Consider the following 17,806-nt stretch of genomic DNA (forward strand, 5'->3'; position numbering starts at 1 on the left):
TGGAATTTAGGGCTAATCTACGTCAGCCCCAAAAAATAAGCCGGAGCTTAAAATTTCTGCGGCATGAGGCTACCTGAAAAATATGGTCAATATAACTAAACCATTTTGAGTTTTCAGGTAGCCTTTCCGTTTATCAATCAGGCTACCTGAAATCTGTTTGGTAATGGTTAAACAAAAACTGGGACTGCTTTCACTTATCTTGCTGTCCTGCTATTAGCTATTTCATACCCCGCAAAAAACCAGCCCCGCCATCTGAAACGGCGGGGCTGTGCTGTGATTCCGGTTTACATATGCTGCGTGAAGGTACGGGTAATCACATCGCGCTGCTGCTCGGGCGTGAGGGAGTTGAAGCGCACGGCATAGCCGGATACGCGGATGGTGAGCTGCGGATATTTATCGGGATTAGCAGCTGCGTCTTCCAGCATTTCGCGGCTCATCACATTCACGTTCAGGTGCTGACCACCTTCCACTTTCGGACGCACGTAGCTGTCTACAGCCACTTCTTGGTAGCTCACATCGCCCAAATCGCTCAGGGCAACGATTTGGTCGGCAGCGAAATGCTCGTCCTTGCTGCACAGGCAACGTGCCTGCTGGGTTTCGTCGTCCAACAGCCAGAAAGAGTGCACCAAGGCGGGGTGTTGGGCCGATTGGGTAATTTGAATACCTTTAATCATAATGATTCATCTCCAAGAGTTGTGTTGTAAGGCGATGGTTTTAAAATAATTCCGCATTGCCGGGCAATACGGCGCGAAAACGGTTAAACGCAGCAGCGGCCGAAGCGCAGTTTTTGGTTGAGCAGGGCGTGGTAGCACAGCTGTTTCACCACCAGCACGGAGGTGTTGTCTTCCAAGGCCACCAGGGCATGGGTTTCCTGCGGTTCAAGCCGCGCCAGGGTCATCGGCTGCAAATCAATCTGCCCTTGCTCGGTTTTCAGGCACACCGAGCCGGAGAGCACGGTAATGGTAATGATGGCCTCGGCTGAATAAGGTGGAACTTCGTTGCCTTTTTGCAGATTGAGCTGCACGATTTGCTGATCGGCATCCTCTGCAATCACGCCGCCTACGGGTTGGTGTGGGTCTAGTTGATAGCCTCGCATGGTATTTCTCCTAAAAATTCGGATGCTGCCAACGCTAGGATAAAGCTTCAACAGACCGTTGGAATACGGCAACCGTTCAGTTTTAAATCAATCTCAGCAGAAAATGCATCAGCAGCCAAGCTGAAGCGGCTCAGGGAAAATTAATGATGCAAACAGTATTCCCAAGCTGCTGCTCTATTCTGCTATTGACCGCTATTTTACAGATTTTACTGATCTTTCTCAATTTTTAGTTGACCTCAAATTAGCATAGCTGGCTGCATTTGATTAAAAAACCACACAAAATAAAAGGCTACCTAAAAATCAGGCTATTTTGTTTTCAGGTAGCCTATAAACTTCAGCATGTAAAATTAGCTCCTCACACTAACATGTCTCTTTTTAAACTCATGCAAAAAGGCTACCTGAAATTTTCAGGTAGCCTCTTCAATACTTGCCAAGCGTTATTTGAGCAGTTGGCGTTTGGCATCGGCCGTTTGATTGTCCAGCCATGCGGCAACGACTTGGCCGCTGTAGAATTCCTGTTTCCAAATCGGCACTTCGGCTTTCACCGTATCTATAATATAACGGCAGCCGGCGAAGGCCATGTCGCGGTGGCCAGCAGTTACGCCCACCCACACCGCCATATCGCCCACTTCCAACCGGCCATAGCGGTGCACGCACACGGCAGCTTCTAGGCCGAAGCGGCGTTTGGCCTCTTCAATTACGGCCTGCCCTTGCCGACGCGCCAGCTCTTCATACACGCTGTATACCAAATAATCTACGCGCTGCCCGTCATTTTGTCGGCGCACCCATCCTTCAAAGCTGAGGAAGGCGCCGCATTGCTCGTTGTTTAAAAGCTGTTGGCGCAAGGCCTGGCTGTCTATCGCTTGTTCGGTTAAATCAAACATTTCAACCTCCTGCTACCGGCGGGATAAAGGCCACGATGTCGTTGGCGGCAAGCGGCTGCAGCCAATCGGCAAACGCATGGTTTACCGCCGCCCGCACGCGTTCTTGCGGCAGAGTGAAGCGGTATTGCTGCGAGAGTTGCTCGTATAAGGCTGCTGCGGTGCAGCCCTCGGCGACGTGGATTTTTTCTTGCTCTTTGCCCGCCTGTTCGCGCAGGGCGGCGAAATACAGCACGGTGATTTCAACGGTTGAACTCATGTTTGCCTCCGGATTTGTGTATTAGGCGGATGTCTTGAATTTGGATGTCGTGGCTCAGGGCTTTGGTCATGTCGTACACCGTGAGCGCTGCCACGGATACGGCGGTGAGCGCTTCCATTTCCACACCGGTTTTATGGCTGACGGCCACTTCGGCGCGAATATTCAGGCCGTGTGCGGCATCGTCGTATTCCAGCTCCAGCTTGCAGCGCTCCAGCATCATCGGATGGCACAGCGGAATCAAGCTGGCGGTATTTTTCGCCGCCATGATGCCGGCCAAGCGCGCCACTTCGGTAATCGCGCCCTTAGCAGTTTGCCCGTTGGCCGCCTGGATTTGGGCATACACTTCCGGCGGGAATACCACCCGCCCGGCAGCCACAGCCACACGGCGGGTGACAGCTTTATCACCCACGTCCACCATGCTGCTGCGGCTGTGTTGATCTAAATGTGTCAGCAAAATTTTATCCTTAGACTATCATCTATGAATGCATATTCATCGTTTTCAACGCATATGCATCATTTACTACATACTCAAAATCTTTTTCTCTATCACAATAATAATATATCTTTGGAGTCATAAAATCATTGCCATAAATTGAGGCAAGATGCTCTCCCGCATTATCTGGAATATAGAATTTTGCGCCCTTGAAATAACACTCCTCCAAGTTAAAGCTATCCATCTCAATACAGTTCACAATTAATTTTCCCTCCCAGCCTTCGTTACCAGCATCAAAATGGTAACTGTATTTTTTATCGCCCACCGTCCTAAATACGAAAAAATCAATCTTTACAATATCCTTATAATAAATAGCATATTCCGCAATAAAATTATTTAAATCCTTATTCGAGTCTGACTGAATTTTAAAATAATTCACCACCTTAAACCCATTACGTACAAGATGATTAATAAAATTACTCACAAATATAGAATCCTCAATCCCAAAATCAATATCAGTATCATGAGCAATAACATCTCCCTCTCTATAATAACCTAATAACGTACCAAACTCTAACCAAACTTTTATAGGTTCATTAAATGATTGTATCGCACTAGATAACTTCTGAAAAATAAGTTGCGAATTTTCTAAAAATATTTTTTGCCTAAGCTCTTCTCTTCTCTCGCCTATTTCTTTACGTTTTTCCTTTCTCTTTTTAGAGCTAAATGGGTGACATAAAGATATAAAAAATGTGCTTTCAAAAAAATTTTTCATTTTACCACTCTCCTATATTAGAAATAAATTTATAATGCATGATATTATCCATCTCATACGCATCACAAATACTTAACTCCCTAACTCTTATTTCCATTGAACCAAGTAATGACATTGGAATATTATCCCAATATAACTTACTATCCTCTAAAACACTCAATTTGTTATATTTTTCCAGCTCAGCTAATATTTTCTTGGAATCACCAAGATTCCAAAATGAAATACCAAGCAAGCTAGGTAGGTGTCTTGAAGAAATAATAATATCAGTTACTATCCCCTTTTCATTTAGAATAGGATTCCACTCAAGCTCATCAGACTCTGGCCTTATGATAGTATAATAAGTGCTAAATACGGGTTTATCTAAAAATATATTTTTAAATAGGACCACATCAGAATCAATTACGTAGGAATCACTAAGATACTTAGAGGCTAAGTAAAAAGAGTATATATTATTATATTCTCTATATTTGTTATTCTTTATCAGCTTACACCCATACTTATAAGTTAGATATTCAAACTGGCTAGAAAGGTAGCCTGTTACAATATAAATTTCATCAATACCCGCCTCTTTGAGATATAAAATAGTTCTTTCAATATTAGGAATACCTTTAATTTCAATAAGAGCTTTATGTTTACTCTTTGTAATTTCTTTAAGCCTACTCCCTAGCCCAGCTGCTAGAATAATCGCATTCACAAAGGTACCTTTCTAGATGATAAAGTAATACATGTACCAATAAACATCCCTAAGCAACACAAAATAGTCATTAAATTAACATCTATATCTAAAAATAAATAACTCATAATAACCGTCCATATTGTATATGTAATATTCATGGTTATAGCTCGAATTGGCCCAACCAAACCAATTGATTTATAATAATAAAAATAGGACAAGAATCCCGAAGCAAGTATAAATAATATTATAGAAGAATTTCTTATAGTTAATAAATGCAGCAATGAATAAATTTCTATTTTATTAAAGAAAATAATAACAAAATAGCCACTTATGGCCCCTAAAACTCTTATTGCATATACTAATTCCGGTGCAATAAACTTCATGGTATAGGATGATAAAACCACTTCAAGGCTCCACCCAATCGAACAAATACATACAAATATAAAATAAAAATAATCCAAATTTTTATGTTGATAAGATGGAAGAATAAGCATTACAGATGAAACAATTAAGATAAAAAAACCAGCCACCCCAACAGAATTTAATTTATCTTTTAAAAAAATACACGCTAACAAAGCAGCAATTGCTGGGTAACTACTAGATAATAATGCTGTATATTCAATACCAATATATTGAATACTCATCAGATAAGCATACATACCAACTGCGCCACCAAACACTCCGGAAAAAAATGGGAGAATCGCATACTTAATTTTTAGCTCTGGTATTTTTCTGGATCTAAAAGAAAATATAACTGATAAATTTAAGAAAGAGAAAAACTCAGATAGTAGCAAAATATATACCAATACTCCTATTGCATTAAAATTCGGGTAATTGGTATATAAATAACTGTATAGCACACCAGAAAGTGCCCAAAAAAATCCTGATATTCCTCCAAAAAAATATCCCATTTTATAATTTTATCTCCCTCATAATTCTTATAGAACGTTCTAACCGACATTTGGCATAATCCCCAAAATATTCATTATGCTCTTCCTTAATTAGCGTCCACACAAACCAAAGCAGATCCTGGGAGAACTGATAACTTCTTATTTTATTTAGAATATCTTCTTTATAGATAGGAAAAACATCTCCATAGTAATGTTCTAAAAAATAGCAACTTTCTTCTGTATCCAACTCAGCTTCAAGCAAAAAAGCTGCAATATCAAATATGGGATTATTCATGCCAGAATATTCCCAATCAATTAAAAATATCCTCTCCTTTTTTAATAATATATTCTCAAGAACCAAATCATTATGGCATGGAGATATCTTATTCTCATGGGAGAAATATCTATCATTTAATTTAAATAAAAAATTTATCAACTCACCAATCGATGAATGATATTTTAAAAGTCTATTTTTATCCTTCAGTAGAGATATGTAATAGTTAAATTCTGATAAAACATTAAATCTATTAATAAACTTACAACCTGCATTATGTAAATTCAAAAAAGTTTTTGAGATCTCTTTAACTATAAAATCATCTAGAATATCGGTTTTTTTTAAGACCCTACTTTCATGTAGGTATTCTGTCAATTTGACACCTGTTTTGGAATTAAAGTATAAAGTATTTACATTGACTCCAATATCAGACGCAAGTTTAGAATTATATTCCTCATAATTTCTATTTATCAGCAAGGAATTGATTTTATTTGGAATCCTTAGAACGTATTGAATATTGTCAATCGTTACCAAATAATTTTGATTTGTCATTCCTCCTATAGAAGAGAAAATTATGTGATACTCGATTAAAGCACTGATTAGGTCCTGAGGCGCTCTTTCAGACAATAGTGCAATAAATTGATTAATTTTCATATTATTAATCACTCATATTTATGCGACAGGGTTTCATTTCTGGCAAGGATATTTTTGGTTTATATCTATTATTCTAATATAACCTGCCTTCCATGACCAAACAACCGTTCTGCCTGCTCCACCGCCCGTGCAAACTCTGGTGGCGTGTTAAAGTTGCACAGCGGCAGCCATTCATCCGGCAGCGGCGCAACGGCAAACGGCACGGTTTGCAGCCAGGCGGTTACGCGGCGCTGCCCGCTTGCTACGTATTGGCGCAGCGGGGCGGCCAGGGCGGCAGACCAATGCGCCAATAGCGGATAATCCCGCCCGCCGCCGCTCAGCGCGGCCACGCCCTGCTGCCAAGCGGCACTGTTTCGCGATTGTTGCAAACAGCCTGCCACTTGCTCAGGCAGCAGCAGGGTATCGCAGGAGAGCACATAAATGCCGGCATGGCCTTGTTCGGTAGCCAACTCGAGCGCGGGCAGAATGGCGGACAAAGCACCCTGCCGTTCGGGCAGGGCATCGGGCAAGTATCGCGCGAGGGGGAGATGGGGGAAACGCTGCCCGGCCGAAGCAATCCACAGCGGCCGGTTTGCCGCTGAGGCCAGGCGCTCAATCAGCGGCACGCCGCGAAACGGCAACAGCGGCTTGGGGCGGCCCATCCGCCGGCTGAATCCGCCGCATAAAATCAGCAGCGGCTCGGTAGCAATCTCCATGAGGCCGGGTTTACTCACTTGCCCCAAGCGTTGAACACGCGGGTGAAGCCACAGCTGTTGATGCGCGGGTCGAGTTGCGGGGCGATGACTTTTTCCCAAGCGGTGCGGCAGGCACCGGTGGAGCCGGGCAGACAGAAAATGAGCGTGCGGTTGGCGATGCCGGCCACGGCGCGCGATTGGATGGTCGACATGCCGATTTCCTGCAGAGACACGGCGCGGAACACTTCGCCGAAGCCGGGGATGGTTTTGTCGAACAGGATTTCCACCGCATCGGGGGTAATGTCGCGCTCGAACATGCCAGTGCCGCCGGTAATCAACACGATGTCGGTTTGCGGCTCGGCAATGGCGGCGGAAACGATGGCGCGGATATCGTAGCGCTCGTCGCGGCACCAATCACGCGCGTACAACACGTGGCCTGCGGCCTGCAGGGCTTCGGCCAGATAGTTGCCGCTGCCGTCTTCGGCGGGGCTGCGGGTGTCGGTTACGGTGAGCAGGTGGATGCGGAAGGGGCGGAATTCGGGTGCGGAGCGGTGCATTTAGCCTCCGGTCATGGAAAGGTTGGTGATGAGGCCGACTTTTTTATCGTGCAGATAGTGGTGTTCGGGTTTTTCGGCAATGGTTTGATGCAGATAACGGCGCAAGCCTTCGGCATCACCTTCGCGCAGATGGGGGCGCAGGTCGTAGGCAATACCGCCGAACAGGCACAGGTGCATTTTGCCTTGGGCGGTAACGCGCAGGCGGTTGCAGCTTTTGCAGAAATCTTCGCTGTAGGGGGCGATGAAGCCGATGCTGCCGGAGAAATCGCGGTGGAAATATTCCCGTGCGGGGCCGGCGTGCGGCTGGCGCGGCAACAGCTGCCAGCCTTGCGCCTGCAGGCCGCGTTCGATTTCGGCGGCGGAGAGGTGCTGGCTGTTGAAGAAGCTGCCGTTGTCGCCGGTTTGCATCAATTCGATGAAGCGCAAGGTTACGGGGCGCTCGCGCACGAAATCGAGCGCGTCGGCCAGCGTGCGCTCGGCGTAGCGGCGCAGCAGCAGGGTGTTGACTTTGACGTTGCAGAAGCCTTCGGCCAGGATGTTGTCGAGCGCGCGCAGGATGTTGGTGCATTCGCGCTTGCCGGTGATTTCGAAGAATACGTCCGGGTCGAAGCTGTCGATACTGATGTTAATTTTGTCCAGTCCGGCAGCGCGGTAGGCTGGGAAGAGCTGCGCCAGTCGGAAAGCGTTGGTGGTAAGTGCCACGTTTTCAATCAGCGGGTTGGCTTTGCACACGGCGATGATGTCGGCCAAATCGCGGCGCAGGGTGGGCTCGCCGCCGGTGAGGCGGATTTTGCGCGTACCAGCGGCAGCGAACACGTTTACTAGAGTTTCGATTTCTGGCAGGGTAAGTTCGTCGGGCTTGGCTTTGCCTTGGTAGCCGTCGGGCAGGCAGTAGGTGCAGCGGTAGTTGCACAGGTCGGTAACCGACAGCCGCAGGTAGCTCAGGCGGCGGTTGTAGGGGTCGGTGAGTGTGTGGGGCGGGGTCATAATGGGTTTCCGTCTGGTGTGTGCCGGTTGCTCTATATTCTATTTACTTATGGGACACAGGCTACCTGAAACTTAGCTGGCGTGGCTTTTCAGGTAGCCTTTCCAGCTTTACAAAAATGCTTCGGTAAAAGGTTGCACCGTCACTTCCGCACCAGCAGGCAGCGAGCCGCTTTCGGCGGGGAGAATCAGGTAGGCATTGGCGCGGCTCACCTGATAAATACGGTGCGAATCCTGGCTGCCGCAGGGTGCGGCCAGCCAAGTGCCGTCTTCCTGACGGCTTATGATACCACGCTGAATATCGGTGCGGCTGTGGTTTTTCTTCACCGGCTCGGCCAGTTTGGCCGTAAAGCGCACGGGCTGAGGGATTTCGGCCGCGCCGCACAGCTGCCACAGGGCGGATTTGAGGAAAATATCAAAGCCTACAAAACCAGACACCGGGTTGCCCGGCAGGCCGAAACACCAAGTAGTCATGATTTGGCCGAACACGAAGGGTTTGCCCGGCTTGAGGGCAACCTTGTAGTGATGAATGCTGCCCACGCGCTCCACGGCTTCGCGCATGAAGTCATAATCGCCCACGGATACGCCGCCAGTGGTAATCAGCACATCGGCTTGGTGGATAACTTTATTCAGTATTTTCAACACGTCTTCCAACCGGTCGGCCACTTGGCCAAAGTCGATCACTTCCACCGGCAGGGGTGCGAGTCGCGCCATCAACATATAGCGGTTACTGTCATAAATGCGGTCGGTACGGTTGTCGGCCGTGCCCGGTTCGAGCAGTTCGTCGCCGCTAGAAAGTACGGCCACACGCAATTTGCGGCGCACTTCGATTTGGGCATAGCCCAAGGCGGCCAGCAGCATGATATCGGCCTGACGCAGAATCCGCCCTACCTGCAACACAGTATCGCCTGCCGCAATTTCTTCGCCACGGCGGCGGATATTGCCGCCCTCAGCCGCGTCTTTTTCCAAACGGATCACACCGTCTTGCAACTGCACGTTTTCTTGAATCACCACGCTGGAGCAAGCTGCCGGCACCACTGCACCGGTCATGATGCGCACGCAACCATCGGCAGGCAGGCTACCTGAAAACGGCTGCCCGGCCACCGATTCGCCCACTACTTTCCATTCACTACCTGCCGCCGCGGCCACGGGCAGGGCGTAGCCATCCATGGCAGAAATATCTGCGGGCGGAATATTCACCGCCGCCGCCACATCCTGCGCCAGCACACGCCCCACTGCCGACACCAGCGGTACGGTTTCGGTTTCCAACGGCTTTTGCACGGCGGCGATTTTGGCGTGAATCAGCGCTTGCAGTTCGTGAACAGGGGTAAGGGCCATGGATAGATTCCTTATTATCAAAAATATAAAGAGATGAGTGTGTGCTGCTCCTCCTGCCAGTTGGCGAACTGCAACCAATTATGGGTTACAGCAAAACAAACCAACGCAGGCAGGCAGAAACTGATGCTTTAGCTATTAAGTGGTTAAAAGGCTACCTGAAAGCCTGTTTTGCATTTTCAGGTAGCCTGCCGTTTTAGCACTTGGCTTCGGCATTCTTACGGGCGTAGTACCACCAGTTCAACCCGGCACAGATAATGTAGAACAGGATAAAGCCGATCAAGGCTCCGTTCACACTGCCCCAAAGAGAGAGCGCAGTACCGAAGCTTTTCGGAATCAGGAAACCACCATAGCCGGCAAATGCGGCGGTGAACCCGATAACAGCGGCGGCTTCGCGGTTAGCATTTTGTACGCATTGTTCTTGGGTGATTTGGCCGGCATCGGCAAATTTCTGATGGAAACCCAAGAAAATCAGCGGCACTTGTACGAAAGTGGAAGCATTGCCGATGCCGCTGAGTGCAAACAGCACCATAAAGCAGGCAAAGAAGGCAGGGAAGTTGCCCTGGCCGTTCGTCGGCAAGAACATCAATACGCCGAGCACGCCGATAATCATGCCCACGAACACCACCTGCGTGGTGCGCGCGCCGCCACCGAGTTTTTTACACACCCAACCGCCAGCAGAACGGGTGAGCGCGCCTACCAAGGGGCCGAGGAAGGCGAATTTGGCGGGATTAATCTCCGGAAACAGCAGTTTGATCAAAAATGGAAAACCGGCAGAGAATCCGAGGAAAGAGCCGAACGTACCCAAATAAAGGATACACATAATCCAGTTGTGCTTGCGTGAGAAAATCACAGACTGCTCTTTGAAGCTGGATTTGGCGCTGGCCAAATCGTTCATGCCAAACCAAGCTGCCAAAGTGGCCAAGATAATGAATGGCACCCACACAAAACCGGCGTTTTGCAGCCAGATTTGCACGGTTTCGTTGTTTTTCATCATGGTTTGCGGTTCGCCGCCCAACGCGCCGAACAGGCCGGCGGTAATGGCCAGCGGCACGATGAACTGCACGGCAGATACGCCGAGATTACCCAAACCGGCATTCAGGCCGAGCGCACTGCCTTTTTCCGCTTTGGGGAAGAAGAAGCTGATGTTGGCCATACTGGAAGAGAAGTTGCCGCCACCGAAACCGCACAACAGGGCAAGAATCACCATAGTGCTGTAGCTGGTAGTCGGGTCTTGCACGGCAAAGCCGATGCCGATAGCGGGCAACAGCAGGCTGGCGGTAGTAATCGCAGTCCATTTGCGACCACCGAAAATCGGCACCATAAAGGAATAGAACACGCGCAAGGTAGAGCCAGATAAGGCGGGCAATGCAGCCAGCCAGAACAGTTGGTCTTTACTGAAATTGAAGCCGACATTGGGCAGATTAAGGATGGTTACGCTCCATACCTGCCACATAACAAACGCCAAAAACAGCGCAGGGATGGAAATCCACAAATTGCGCCGTGCGATTTTACGGCCGGTGCTTTGCCAGAATTCGGGATCTTCCGGCCGCCAGTCTTGAATTAAGTGAGACATATCATTTTCCTAATGTGGTAAGTGTTCAGCTTTTGCGAGCACGTTTTTAACATGGAGGCTACCTGAAAAACCGCTGCGCAGTTTTCAGGTAGCCTTTAAGCGGATTACTGTTCGCGTTTGGCTTTGAAAGAGAAGTGCATCCAAATCAGCGATACACACACCGTGCCGTAGAGCAGCATGAAGGTGGTGGAGCGGATACCGGTGAGGTCGAGCAACATACCGAACATAATCGGCAGGAGGAAACCGCCCAAACCGCCAGCCAAACCCACGATGCCGGATACCGTACCGATGTCGTTCGGGTAGTCGTCGGCCACAAATTTGAACACAGAGGCTTTACCCACCGCCATGGCGATACCGGCGGCAAACATCAAAACGGTAAACAACACCACATTCAGGCCGATGTGCAGGCTTTGCGGACCGTGCGTGGTGGCAATCACGAGGTCGGTTTGCGGGTAGGACAAGATAAAGAAGCACACCCACAATACCCACATCACACCCCAGGTAACCTTATAGGCACCGTATTTATCTGATAACCAGCCACCTACTGCGCGCAATACGCCGCCAGGCAGGGAGAAGCAGGCAGCCAACATACCGGCGGTAGCAATACTCAGCCCGTATTCATTAATGTAGTATTTAGTCATCCACAGAGCCAATGCCACATAGCCGCCAAACACCACGGAATAATACTGGCTGTAACGCAACACGCCGGGGTCTTTCAGCATGGCCAGCTGGTCGGCAAGCGAGGCTTTGGGCGCGGTGTTGGGGTTATGCGGGGTGGGGTAGGTGGTGAACCAGAACAATACGGCGGTAGCGGCCATGATGACGGCGTACACTTTCGGTACGATTACCCAAGCGGCTGCGCCGGCACCGGCTGCTGCCGAATATTTAATCAGCGCAGGGGCAACGAATTTGTTGATGGCGCTACCGGCATTGCCCGCGCCGAAAATGCCCATGGCCAAGCCCTGCTGGTGTTTCGGAAACCAGCGTGCCACATAGGGGGTGCCCACGGAGAAGGAGCCGCCGGCCAAGCCCATCATCAGGCCGATGGCGATGAAGTGCCAGTAGTGGGTGGCGTAGCTCATCAGGAAGATGGCGGGCACGGAAAGCAGCATCAATACAAACATTACAATACGGCCGCCGAATTTGTCGGTCCAGATGCCCAGCGGTACGCGAATGAGCGAGCCGGAGAGTACCGGCACGGCCATCAGGATGCCGGTTTGTGTTTCGTTCAGGCCGAGCTGCTCCTGCACTTTCACGCCAACAATCGCCAGCATCATCCAAATCATGAAGCAGACTGTGAAGGCAAACGTGCTGAAAATAAGCACGGAGTAGCGTTTGTAATTTTCTGATTTCATTTTTTGTTTTCTCTATACTAAGGGGAAATTTCGCGGTTTGCACACCCTGATAAGGAAGAGGCTACCTGAAAACCGCCGATTGAAGCATGCGAAGCCAAACCGTTTATTTTTCGAAACAAAAAATCACACTGGAAAAATAAGGGTTTTAGCCGTTGCGAATTTTAAAACAATGATTTGGATTAAATAAGCCCTGTTGTAGCTAGGTCTTCTAGTCCGAAAGTATTAGAGCGGTAACCATTTTCACTAAGCCGATAGTTAAGCTTCATGGGTTAAACGCGTATAATGAGAGATTGCTCTTTTTGATTTCTCCGCTCATATCCATGAACTTTTTCAAAAGCCTGTCTGTTCGGCTAAAGCTGCTGACCCTACTGTGGCTCGTCATCGCCGTGGCCTCCATCAGCTACACCCTGCTGATTTCCTGGCGGCTGGAGGGCAGTGCTGCTGCCATCAACGACATCGGCAGCTTGCGCCTGAGAAGCTTCCGCATTGCCCTGTTAATTCGCGAAAATGCCGGAGCAGAAGAAATCGAACAGCGGTTGCAGCAATACGACAGTATCCTCGACAACGTGCGCCACGGCGACCGTGCCCGCCCGCTGTTCCTGCCGCCAGACAAAGTGGTGTGGCAGCGTTTCAACGAATTAGACCAGCAATGGCGGCAAAATATCCGCCCGGCTTTTCAGGTAGCCTACCAACAAAATCGTCCGGTTACCGATAAACAACTGCAACCCTTCCTCAGCCGTTTGGATAATTTAGTTTCTGCCGTTGAGCAAACCAACACGCGCTATATTTCTTGGCTGCGCTTGTTTCAAAGCTGCCTTTTGGTGTTGGTGGTGATGAGTTCTGCCTTTATGGTGTTTTTGCTGTATTGGTGGATTATTAAACCTTTACAGCATCTGCAACAAGGCGTGGCTGCTATTCACGATGGGCAGTTCGGCATTCAAATCCCCATTGATCACTCCGCCGAGTTCGCCCGTGTAGACAACGGTTTCAACCAGATGAGCAGCAGCCTGCACCAACTCTATTCCCACCTAGAAGAAGAAGTACTGGAAAAAACACGCGACCTGGCCAGCAAACATCACACCCTAGAAACCCTGTATTTCTTTTCGCGCTTTCTCAGTCAAACCCAAACCACCACCGAGGCTGCCGAAGTATTCCTGCAGAAAATGCTGGAAATGGTGGCCGCTGATGCCGGCAGCATCCGCTTAATCGATTTCAAACGGCAGCGTATGGATTTGGTGAGCCAAATCAACCTACCCGACAGCCTGCAAACCGCCGAAGCCTGCCAGCGCTTCGACGACTGCTTGTGCGGCCACGCCGTGGTACACGACGACTGGCAGCCCATCCAATTCGTGCGTGAACCAGACGGCCACGCCTTCGACACCGATAACAGCGAATGCAGCCGCATGGGCTTCCAGCAGCTGCGCATTTTTAAAATCCAATATAAAGCGCAAGATTTCGGCATGGTTACGCTCTATTTCAAACAGAAAGAGCCCGTGGCCATGGCCGATACCGAACTGTGGGAAGCCCTGTGCAGCCAGTTCGGCGTGGTGGTGAGCAACCTGCGCCTGATTGATGAGAGCCGCCAGCTGGCTGTATTGCAGGAGCGCAACCTCATCGCCCAAGGCCTGCACGACAGCATCGCCCAAGCCCTCACCTTCCTCAACCTGCAAGTGCAGATGTTGGAAAGTGCCCTGCAAAACCAAGAACAAGAGCAAATCAACGAAAACCTGCACTATATTAAAGACGGCATCCAAGAGTGTTATGACGACGTGCGCGAACTGCTCATCAACTTCCGCACCAAAATCAACAACAAAGACTTCACCGAAGTGGTGCAGACCCTAACCGACCGCTTCCAGCGCCAAACCCAAATCGGCGTGCGCCTGCATTGGCACGGCAACGGCCCCCAGCTCAACAGCGAGCAGCAGCTGCAAGTCGTGTTTATATTGCAGGAAAGCCTCTCCAATATCCGCAAACACTCCCAAGCCACCGAAGTGGATATCCGCTTCGACAACCGGCAGGATTTTGTGATGGAAATTGAAGATAACGGGCGCGGCTTCAATATCGAACGGCTCAAAGAACAGCATTCCGGCAACCATGTTGGGCTGAACATCATGCACGAACGCGCCCAACGCATCCGCGCCCAGCTTTCCCTACACTCCAAACCCGGCGGCACCCGGGTAACCTTGAATCTGCCTTACGAAGAAAGAAGACAGGTATGACCGAAAAAATCCGCATCGTACTCATCGACGACCACACCCTATTCCGCAGCGGCATCAAAGCCTTGCTCGCTCGGCAGGAAAACTACGAAGTAGTGGGCGAAGCTGCCGACGGCCTCAGCGGCGTGAAGCTGGTGAGCCAGCTTGCGCCCGACGTGGTGCTGCTCGACCTCGACATGCCCGTGATGAACGGGCGCGAAGCGCTGGCCCAAATCCTCAGCAGCCGCCCCGAGCAGAAGGTGGTGATGCTCACCGTATCGGAAGACGGCGAAAACTTAGTGGAATGTATGCGCCTGGGTGCGTGCGGCTTCCTCTTGAAAAACATTAATGCCAACTTCCTTATCGACGCCATCGGCAAAGCTGCCAACGGCGATAACGTCTTCTCCCCCGAAATGATGGCCTGCATGGTGCAATCCCTCATCCGCCCAGCTCAGCCCGCCGCCGAAAGCGCCCTCGACACCCTCACTTCGCGCGAACTCGAAGTGCTACGCTACCTCGCCGTGGGATACAGCAACAAAATCATCGCCAAGCGCATGGATTTGGCTGAGTCCACCGTGAAAGTGCACGTGCAAAACATCCTGCGCAAGCTCGAACTCGGCAGCCGTGTACAAGCCGCCGTTTATGCCGTGCAGCACAATCTGCCCTTGCCAGAAGAAGAGGAACCCGCTGATTGAGGCCACCTGAAAACATCATCTCCATGATCCAAATTTCTTCCCCCAATTTTCAGGTAGCCTGCGCCCTGCCCTACTCCGGCAAAAGGCTACCTGAAAGTCATCTTCCCCAATCTAGTCCGTCCCCTTCTCCCTCCAGCCGGATATTTTTTCCGGTCTGCCCTTGAATTCGACGCCTCCAACTCCATTTCCTTCGCCGCATAAGCAGCGTGCCGCGCCCTGCCCGGCACATTTCTGTTTACCCTCAATTGGGTAGCAACAAATCATCAAATTCAATTTTGGAGAGAAGATTTATGAAAATTCGTCCGTTGCACGACCGTGTGGTTATCAAACGCCTGGAAGCCGAAGAAAAAACCGCTTCCGGTATTGTTTTGCCCGGCTCTGCTGCTGAAAAGCCCGATATGGGCGAAGTGGTAGCCGTGGGCGCTGGCAAGCTCACCAAAGGCGGCGAGCGCCGCAAGCTGGATGTGAAAGTGGGCGACCGCGTGATTTTCGGCAAATACAGCGGCCAAACCGTAAAAGCCGATGGCGAAGAGCTGCTGGTGATGCGCGAAGAAGACATCTTCGGCATCGTGGAATAAACCGCGCTGATTCAAGAACAGAAATTACTGATTTTTTAATTACTGATTTTTTATTTTAGGAGTCATACACATGGCAGCAAAAGATGTACAGTTTGGCAATGAAGTCCGCCAGAAGATGGTAAACGGCGTAAACGTTTTGTCCAACGCCGTGAAAGTAACCCTCGGCCCGAAAGGCCGCAATGTGGTGCTCGACCGTGCTTTCGGCGGCCCGCACATCACCAAAGACGGCGTGACCGTGGCCAAAGAAATCGAACTGAAAGACAAGTTTGAAAACATGGGCGCGCAGATGGTGAAAGAAGTTGCCTCCAAAACCAACGACGTAGCCGGCGACGGTACCACCACCGCTACTGTGTTGGCACAAGCCATCGTGGCCGAAGGCATGAAATACGTTACCGCAGGCATGAACCCGACCGACCTGAAACGCGGTATCGACAAAGCCGTTTCCGCTCTGGTAAAAGAGTTGCAGAATATTGCCAAGCCCGTGCCGGAGAAATCTAAGGAAATCGCCCAAGTGGCCTCTATTTCCGCTAACTCTGACGAATCCATCGGCAATATCATCGCTCAAGCCATGAACGAAGTGGGCAAAGAAGGCGTGATCACCGTAGAAGACGGCAAATCGCTGGAAAACGAAGTGGAAGTGGTAAAAGGTATGCAGTTCGACCGTGGCTACCTCTCCCCCTATTTCGTCAACAACCCGGAAAAACAACTGGCCGAACTGGACAGCCCGTTTGTTCTGCTGTTTGACAAAAAAATCAGCAACATCCGCGACCTGCTGCCTGTGTTGGAACAAGTAGCCAAAACCAGCCGCCCGCTGTTGATTATCGCTGAAGACGTGGAAGGCGAAGCCTTGGCCACGCTGGTGGTGAACAACATCCGCGGCATCCTGAAAACCGTGGCTGTGAAAGCCCCGGGCTTTGGTGACCGCCGTAAAGCCATGCTGCAAGACATCGCCATCCTCACCGGCGGCACCGTGATCGCCGAAGAAGTGGGCTTGTCTTTGGAAAAAGCCACGCTGGAAGATTTGGGTCAGGCCAAACGCATCGAAGTGGGCAAAGAAAACACCACTATCATCGATGGTTTGGGCGATAAATCCGCCGTAGAAGCCCGTGTGGCCGAAATCCGCACTCAGATTGAAACCGCCACCAGCGAATACGACAAGGAAAAACTGCAAGAGCGCGTGGCCAAACTGGCCGGCGGCGTGGCTGTAATCAAAGTGGGCGCAGCCACCGAAGTGGAAATGAAAGAGAAGAAAGACCGTGTGGACGACGCGCTGCACGCCACCCGTGCCGCTGTAGAAGAAGGCGTGGTGGCCGGCGGCGGCGTAGCCCTGTTGCGTGCCCGCTCTGCCCTGAGCAAAGTAGAAACCGCCAATGCCGACCAAGAAGCCGGTGTGCAAATCGTATTGCGTGCGGTTGAATCTCCGCTGCGTCAAATCGTGGCCAACGCCGGCGGCGAGCCGAGCGTGGTGGTGAATAAAGTGCTGGAAGGCAACGGCAACTTCGGCTACAACGCCGGCAACGACAGCTACGGCGACATGCTGGAAATGGGCGTAATCGATCCGGCCAAAGTTACCCGCTTCGCGCTGCAAAACGCCGCTTCTATCGCCGGCCTGATGCTGACTACCGAATGCATGGTAGCCGACATTCCGGAAGACAAACCTGCCGCTCCCGACATGGGCGGAATGGGAGGCATGGGCGGAATGGGCATGATGTAATCATCCCAACACCATGCAAAAGCACCCTCGCTAGAGGGTGCTTTTTCTTGCCTGCCGTTTGCCGTTTAAAGGCTACCTGAAATTTTAACTTTGCAGAAACTTTACAGCGTTTTCAGGTAGCCCCTTTCCGTCACCACTCACATCTCAACCATAAAAATTCACATATATAACAACAAATAACAATCAAAAATAGCAATTCATCACG

At 50.1% G+C, this 17,806-nt stretch carries 19 protein-coding genes; 4 read left to right on the forward strand and 15 right to left on the reverse strand.

Annotated elements, in window-relative coordinates; all coding sequences use genetic code 11:
• Positions 1 to 284: 284 nt before the first annotated feature.
• From grcA to HMPREF2541_RS07320, 15 genes are all read right to left on the reverse strand, one after another.
• Complete coding sequence (grcA, locus tag HMPREF2541_RS07255; protein ID WP_003824230.1) at positions 285 to 674, reverse strand: autonomous glycyl radical cofactor GrcA; 390 nt, start codon at positions 672 to 674, stop codon at positions 285 to 287.
• A gap of 83 nt (positions 675 to 757) precedes the next feature.
• Positions 758 to 1,096 carry a cupin domain-containing protein gene (locus tag HMPREF2541_RS07260; RefSeq protein WP_003824229.1) on the reverse strand — a complete coding sequence of 113 codons (339 nt, stop codon included), beginning with the start codon at positions 1,094 to 1,096 and terminating at the stop codon, positions 758 to 760.
• A gap of 437 nt (positions 1,097 to 1,533) precedes the next feature.
• The gene (locus HMPREF2541_RS07265; RefSeq protein WP_023887187.1) at positions 1,534 to 1,980 is read right to left on the reverse strand and encodes a molybdenum cofactor biosynthesis protein MoaE; all 447 of its coding nucleotides are present in this window, start codon (positions 1,978 to 1,980) and stop codon (positions 1,534 to 1,536) included.
• A gap of 1 nt (position 1,981) precedes the next feature.
• The gene (gene moaD, locus HMPREF2541_RS07270; RefSeq protein ID WP_070542654.1) at positions 1,982 to 2,236 is read right to left on the reverse strand and encodes a molybdopterin converting factor subunit 1; all 255 of its coding nucleotides are present in this window, start codon (positions 2,234 to 2,236) and stop codon (positions 1,982 to 1,984) included.
• Entirely contained in the window at positions 2,220 to 2,693 is a 474-nt protein-coding gene (moaC, locus tag HMPREF2541_RS07275) for a cyclic pyranopterin monophosphate synthase MoaC (RefSeq protein ID WP_035573466.1), read from the reverse strand. Before moaC ends, moaD begins: the two co-directional genes overlap by 17 nt.
• Positions 2,694 to 2,712: 19 nt before the next feature.
• A complete protein-coding gene (locus HMPREF2541_RS07280) occupies positions 2,713 to 3,444 on the reverse strand; it encodes a hypothetical protein (RefSeq protein WP_064086504.1) in 732 nt (243 codons plus the stop codon).
• Position 3,445: 1 nt separating this feature from the next.
• Positions 3,446 to 4,138, reverse strand: a complete 693-nt coding sequence (locus tag HMPREF2541_RS07285; protein ID WP_070542657.1) for an NTP transferase domain-containing protein — start codon at positions 4,136 to 4,138, stop codon at positions 3,446 to 3,448.
• A complete protein-coding gene (locus tag HMPREF2541_RS11635; RefSeq protein WP_083296789.1) occupies positions 4,135 to 5,031 on the reverse strand; it encodes a DMT family transporter in 897 nt (298 codons plus the stop codon). The genes HMPREF2541_RS07285 and HMPREF2541_RS11635 overlap by 4 nt, the downstream gene beginning before the upstream one ends.
• A gap of 1 nt (position 5,032) precedes the next feature.
• On the reverse strand, positions 5,033 to 5,938 hold the full coding sequence (locus HMPREF2541_RS07290) for a choline kinase family protein (protein WP_070542660.1): 906 nt from the start codon (positions 5,936 to 5,938) through the stop codon (positions 5,033 to 5,035).
• Between the two features lie 68 nt (positions 5,939 to 6,006).
• Positions 6,007 to 6,633, reverse strand: a complete 627-nt coding sequence (locus HMPREF2541_RS07295; protein ID WP_083296790.1) for a molybdenum cofactor guanylyltransferase — start codon at positions 6,631 to 6,633, stop codon at positions 6,007 to 6,009.
• A gap of 14 nt (positions 6,634 to 6,647) precedes the next feature.
• Positions 6,648 to 7,169 carry a molybdenum cofactor biosynthesis protein B gene (gene moaB, locus HMPREF2541_RS07300; protein ID WP_023887191.1) on the reverse strand — a complete coding sequence of 174 codons (522 nt, stop codon included), beginning with the start codon at positions 7,167 to 7,169 and terminating at the stop codon, positions 6,648 to 6,650.
• Positions 7,170 to 8,156 (reverse strand): GTP 3',8-cyclase MoaA, encoded by a 987-nt coding sequence (gene moaA, locus HMPREF2541_RS07305; RefSeq protein WP_064086291.1) that lies wholly within the window; start codon positions 8,154 to 8,156, stop codon positions 7,170 to 7,172. It abuts the gene before it with no gap.
• A 108-nt stretch (positions 8,157 to 8,264) separates the two neighbouring features.
• The gene (gene glp / locus HMPREF2541_RS07310) at positions 8,265 to 9,491 is read right to left on the reverse strand and encodes a molybdopterin molybdotransferase MoeA (RefSeq protein ID WP_070542663.1); all 1,227 of its coding nucleotides are present in this window, start codon (positions 9,489 to 9,491) and stop codon (positions 8,265 to 8,267) included.
• A 193-nt stretch (positions 9,492 to 9,684) separates the two neighbouring features.
• Positions 9,685 to 11,064, reverse strand: a complete 1,380-nt coding sequence (locus tag HMPREF2541_RS07315) for a NarK family nitrate/nitrite MFS transporter (RefSeq protein WP_003824215.1) — start codon at positions 11,062 to 11,064, stop codon at positions 9,685 to 9,687.
• Between the two features lie 104 nt (positions 11,065 to 11,168).
• A complete protein-coding gene (locus HMPREF2541_RS07320) occupies positions 11,169 to 12,419 on the reverse strand; it encodes an MFS transporter (protein WP_003824214.1) in 1,251 nt (416 codons plus the stop codon).
• Between the two features lie 320 nt (positions 12,420 to 12,739).
• Here HMPREF2541_RS07320 and HMPREF2541_RS07325 point away from each other — a divergent pair, with 320 nt between their 5' ends.
• The 4 genes from HMPREF2541_RS07325 (at position 12,740) to groL (ending at position 17,601) form a co-directional block, all read left to right on the forward strand.
• Positions 12,740 to 14,638, forward strand: coding sequence for a type IV pili methyl-accepting chemotaxis transducer N-terminal domain-containing protein (locus HMPREF2541_RS07325; RefSeq protein ID WP_070542665.1), 1,899 nt, complete (start codon positions 12,740 to 12,742; stop codon positions 14,636 to 14,638).
• On the forward strand, positions 14,635 to 15,309 hold the full coding sequence (locus tag HMPREF2541_RS07330; protein ID WP_049257898.1) for a response regulator: 675 nt from the start codon (positions 14,635 to 14,637) through the stop codon (positions 15,307 to 15,309). The genes HMPREF2541_RS07325 and HMPREF2541_RS07330 overlap by 4 nt, the downstream gene beginning before the upstream one ends.
• A 290-nt stretch (positions 15,310 to 15,599) precedes the next feature.
• On the forward strand, positions 15,600 to 15,887 hold the full coding sequence (gene groES, locus HMPREF2541_RS07335) for a co-chaperone GroES (protein ID WP_003824210.1): 288 nt from the start codon (positions 15,600 to 15,602) through the stop codon (positions 15,885 to 15,887).
• Between the two features lie 70 nt (positions 15,888 to 15,957).
• Entirely contained in the window at positions 15,958 to 17,601 is a 1,644-nt protein-coding gene (groL, locus tag HMPREF2541_RS07340) for a chaperonin GroEL (protein ID WP_064083988.1), read from the forward strand.
• The last annotated feature ends 205 nt before the right edge of the window (positions 17,602 to 17,806 follow it).

Origin of the sequence: Eikenella sp. HMSC061C02, assembly GCF_001809035.1 — a bacterium.
Classification (GTDB): Bacteria; Pseudomonadota; Gammaproteobacteria; order Burkholderiales; family Neisseriaceae; genus Eikenella; species Eikenella corrodens.

Excerpts from the sequence above, each read along its gene's own strand:
- HMPREF2541_RS11635 (WP_083296789.1), bottom strand. The coding sequence starts at position 5,031 with ATGGGATATTTTTTTGGAGGAATATCAGGATTTTTTTGGGCACTTTCT.
- moaB (WP_023887191.1), bottom strand. The coding sequence starts at position 7,169 with ATGCACCGCTCCGCACCCGAATTCCGCCCCTTCCGCATCCACCTGCTC.
- moaD (WP_070542654.1), bottom strand. The coding sequence starts at position 2,236 with ATGAGTTCAACCGTTGAAATCACCGTGCTGTATTTCGCCGCCCTGCGC.
- glp (WP_070542663.1), bottom strand. The coding sequence starts at position 9,491 with ATGGCCCTTACCCCTGTTCACGAACTGCAAGCGCTGATTCACGCCAAA.
- HMPREF2541_RS07330 (WP_049257898.1), top strand. The coding sequence starts at position 14,635 with ATGACCGAAAAAATCCGCATCGTACTCATCGACGACCACACCCTATTC.
- HMPREF2541_RS07325 (WP_070542665.1), top strand. The coding sequence starts at position 12,740 with ATGAACTTTTTCAAAAGCCTGTCTGTTCGGCTAAAGCTGCTGACCCTA.
- groES (WP_003824210.1), top strand. The coding sequence starts at position 15,600 with ATGAAAATTCGTCCGTTGCACGACCGTGTGGTTATCAAACGCCTGGAA.
- HMPREF2541_RS07315 (WP_003824215.1), bottom strand. The coding sequence starts at position 11,064 with ATGTCTCACTTAATTCAAGACTGGCGGCCGGAAGATCCCGAATTCTGG.
- HMPREF2541_RS07280 (WP_064086504.1), bottom strand. The coding sequence starts at position 3,444 with ATGAAAAATTTTTTTGAAAGCACATTTTTTATATCTTTATGTCACCCA.
- HMPREF2541_RS07320 (WP_003824214.1), bottom strand. The coding sequence starts at position 12,419 with ATGAAATCAGAAAATTACAAACGCTACTCCGTGCTTATTTTCAGCACG.
- HMPREF2541_RS07265 (WP_023887187.1), bottom strand. The coding sequence starts at position 1,980 with ATGTTTGATTTAACCGAACAAGCGATAGACAGCCAGGCCTTGCGCCAA.
- HMPREF2541_RS07260 (WP_003824229.1), bottom strand. The coding sequence starts at position 1,096 with ATGCGAGGCTATCAACTAGACCCACACCAACCCGTAGGCGGCGTGATT.
- HMPREF2541_RS07290 (WP_070542660.1), bottom strand. The coding sequence starts at position 5,938 with ATGAAAATTAATCAATTTATTGCACTATTGTCTGAAAGAGCGCCTCAG.
- moaA (WP_064086291.1), bottom strand. The coding sequence starts at position 8,156 with ATGACCCCGCCCCACACACTCACCGACCCCTACAACCGCCGCCTGAGC.
- groL (WP_064083988.1), top strand. The coding sequence starts at position 15,958 with ATGGCAGCAAAAGATGTACAGTTTGGCAATGAAGTCCGCCAGAAGATG.
- HMPREF2541_RS07295 (WP_083296790.1), bottom strand. The coding sequence starts at position 6,633 with ATGGAGATTGCTACCGAGCCGCTGCTGATTTTATGCGGCGGATTCAGC.
- grcA (WP_003824230.1), bottom strand. The coding sequence starts at position 674 with ATGATTAAAGGTATTCAAATTACCCAATCGGCCCAACACCCCGCCTTG.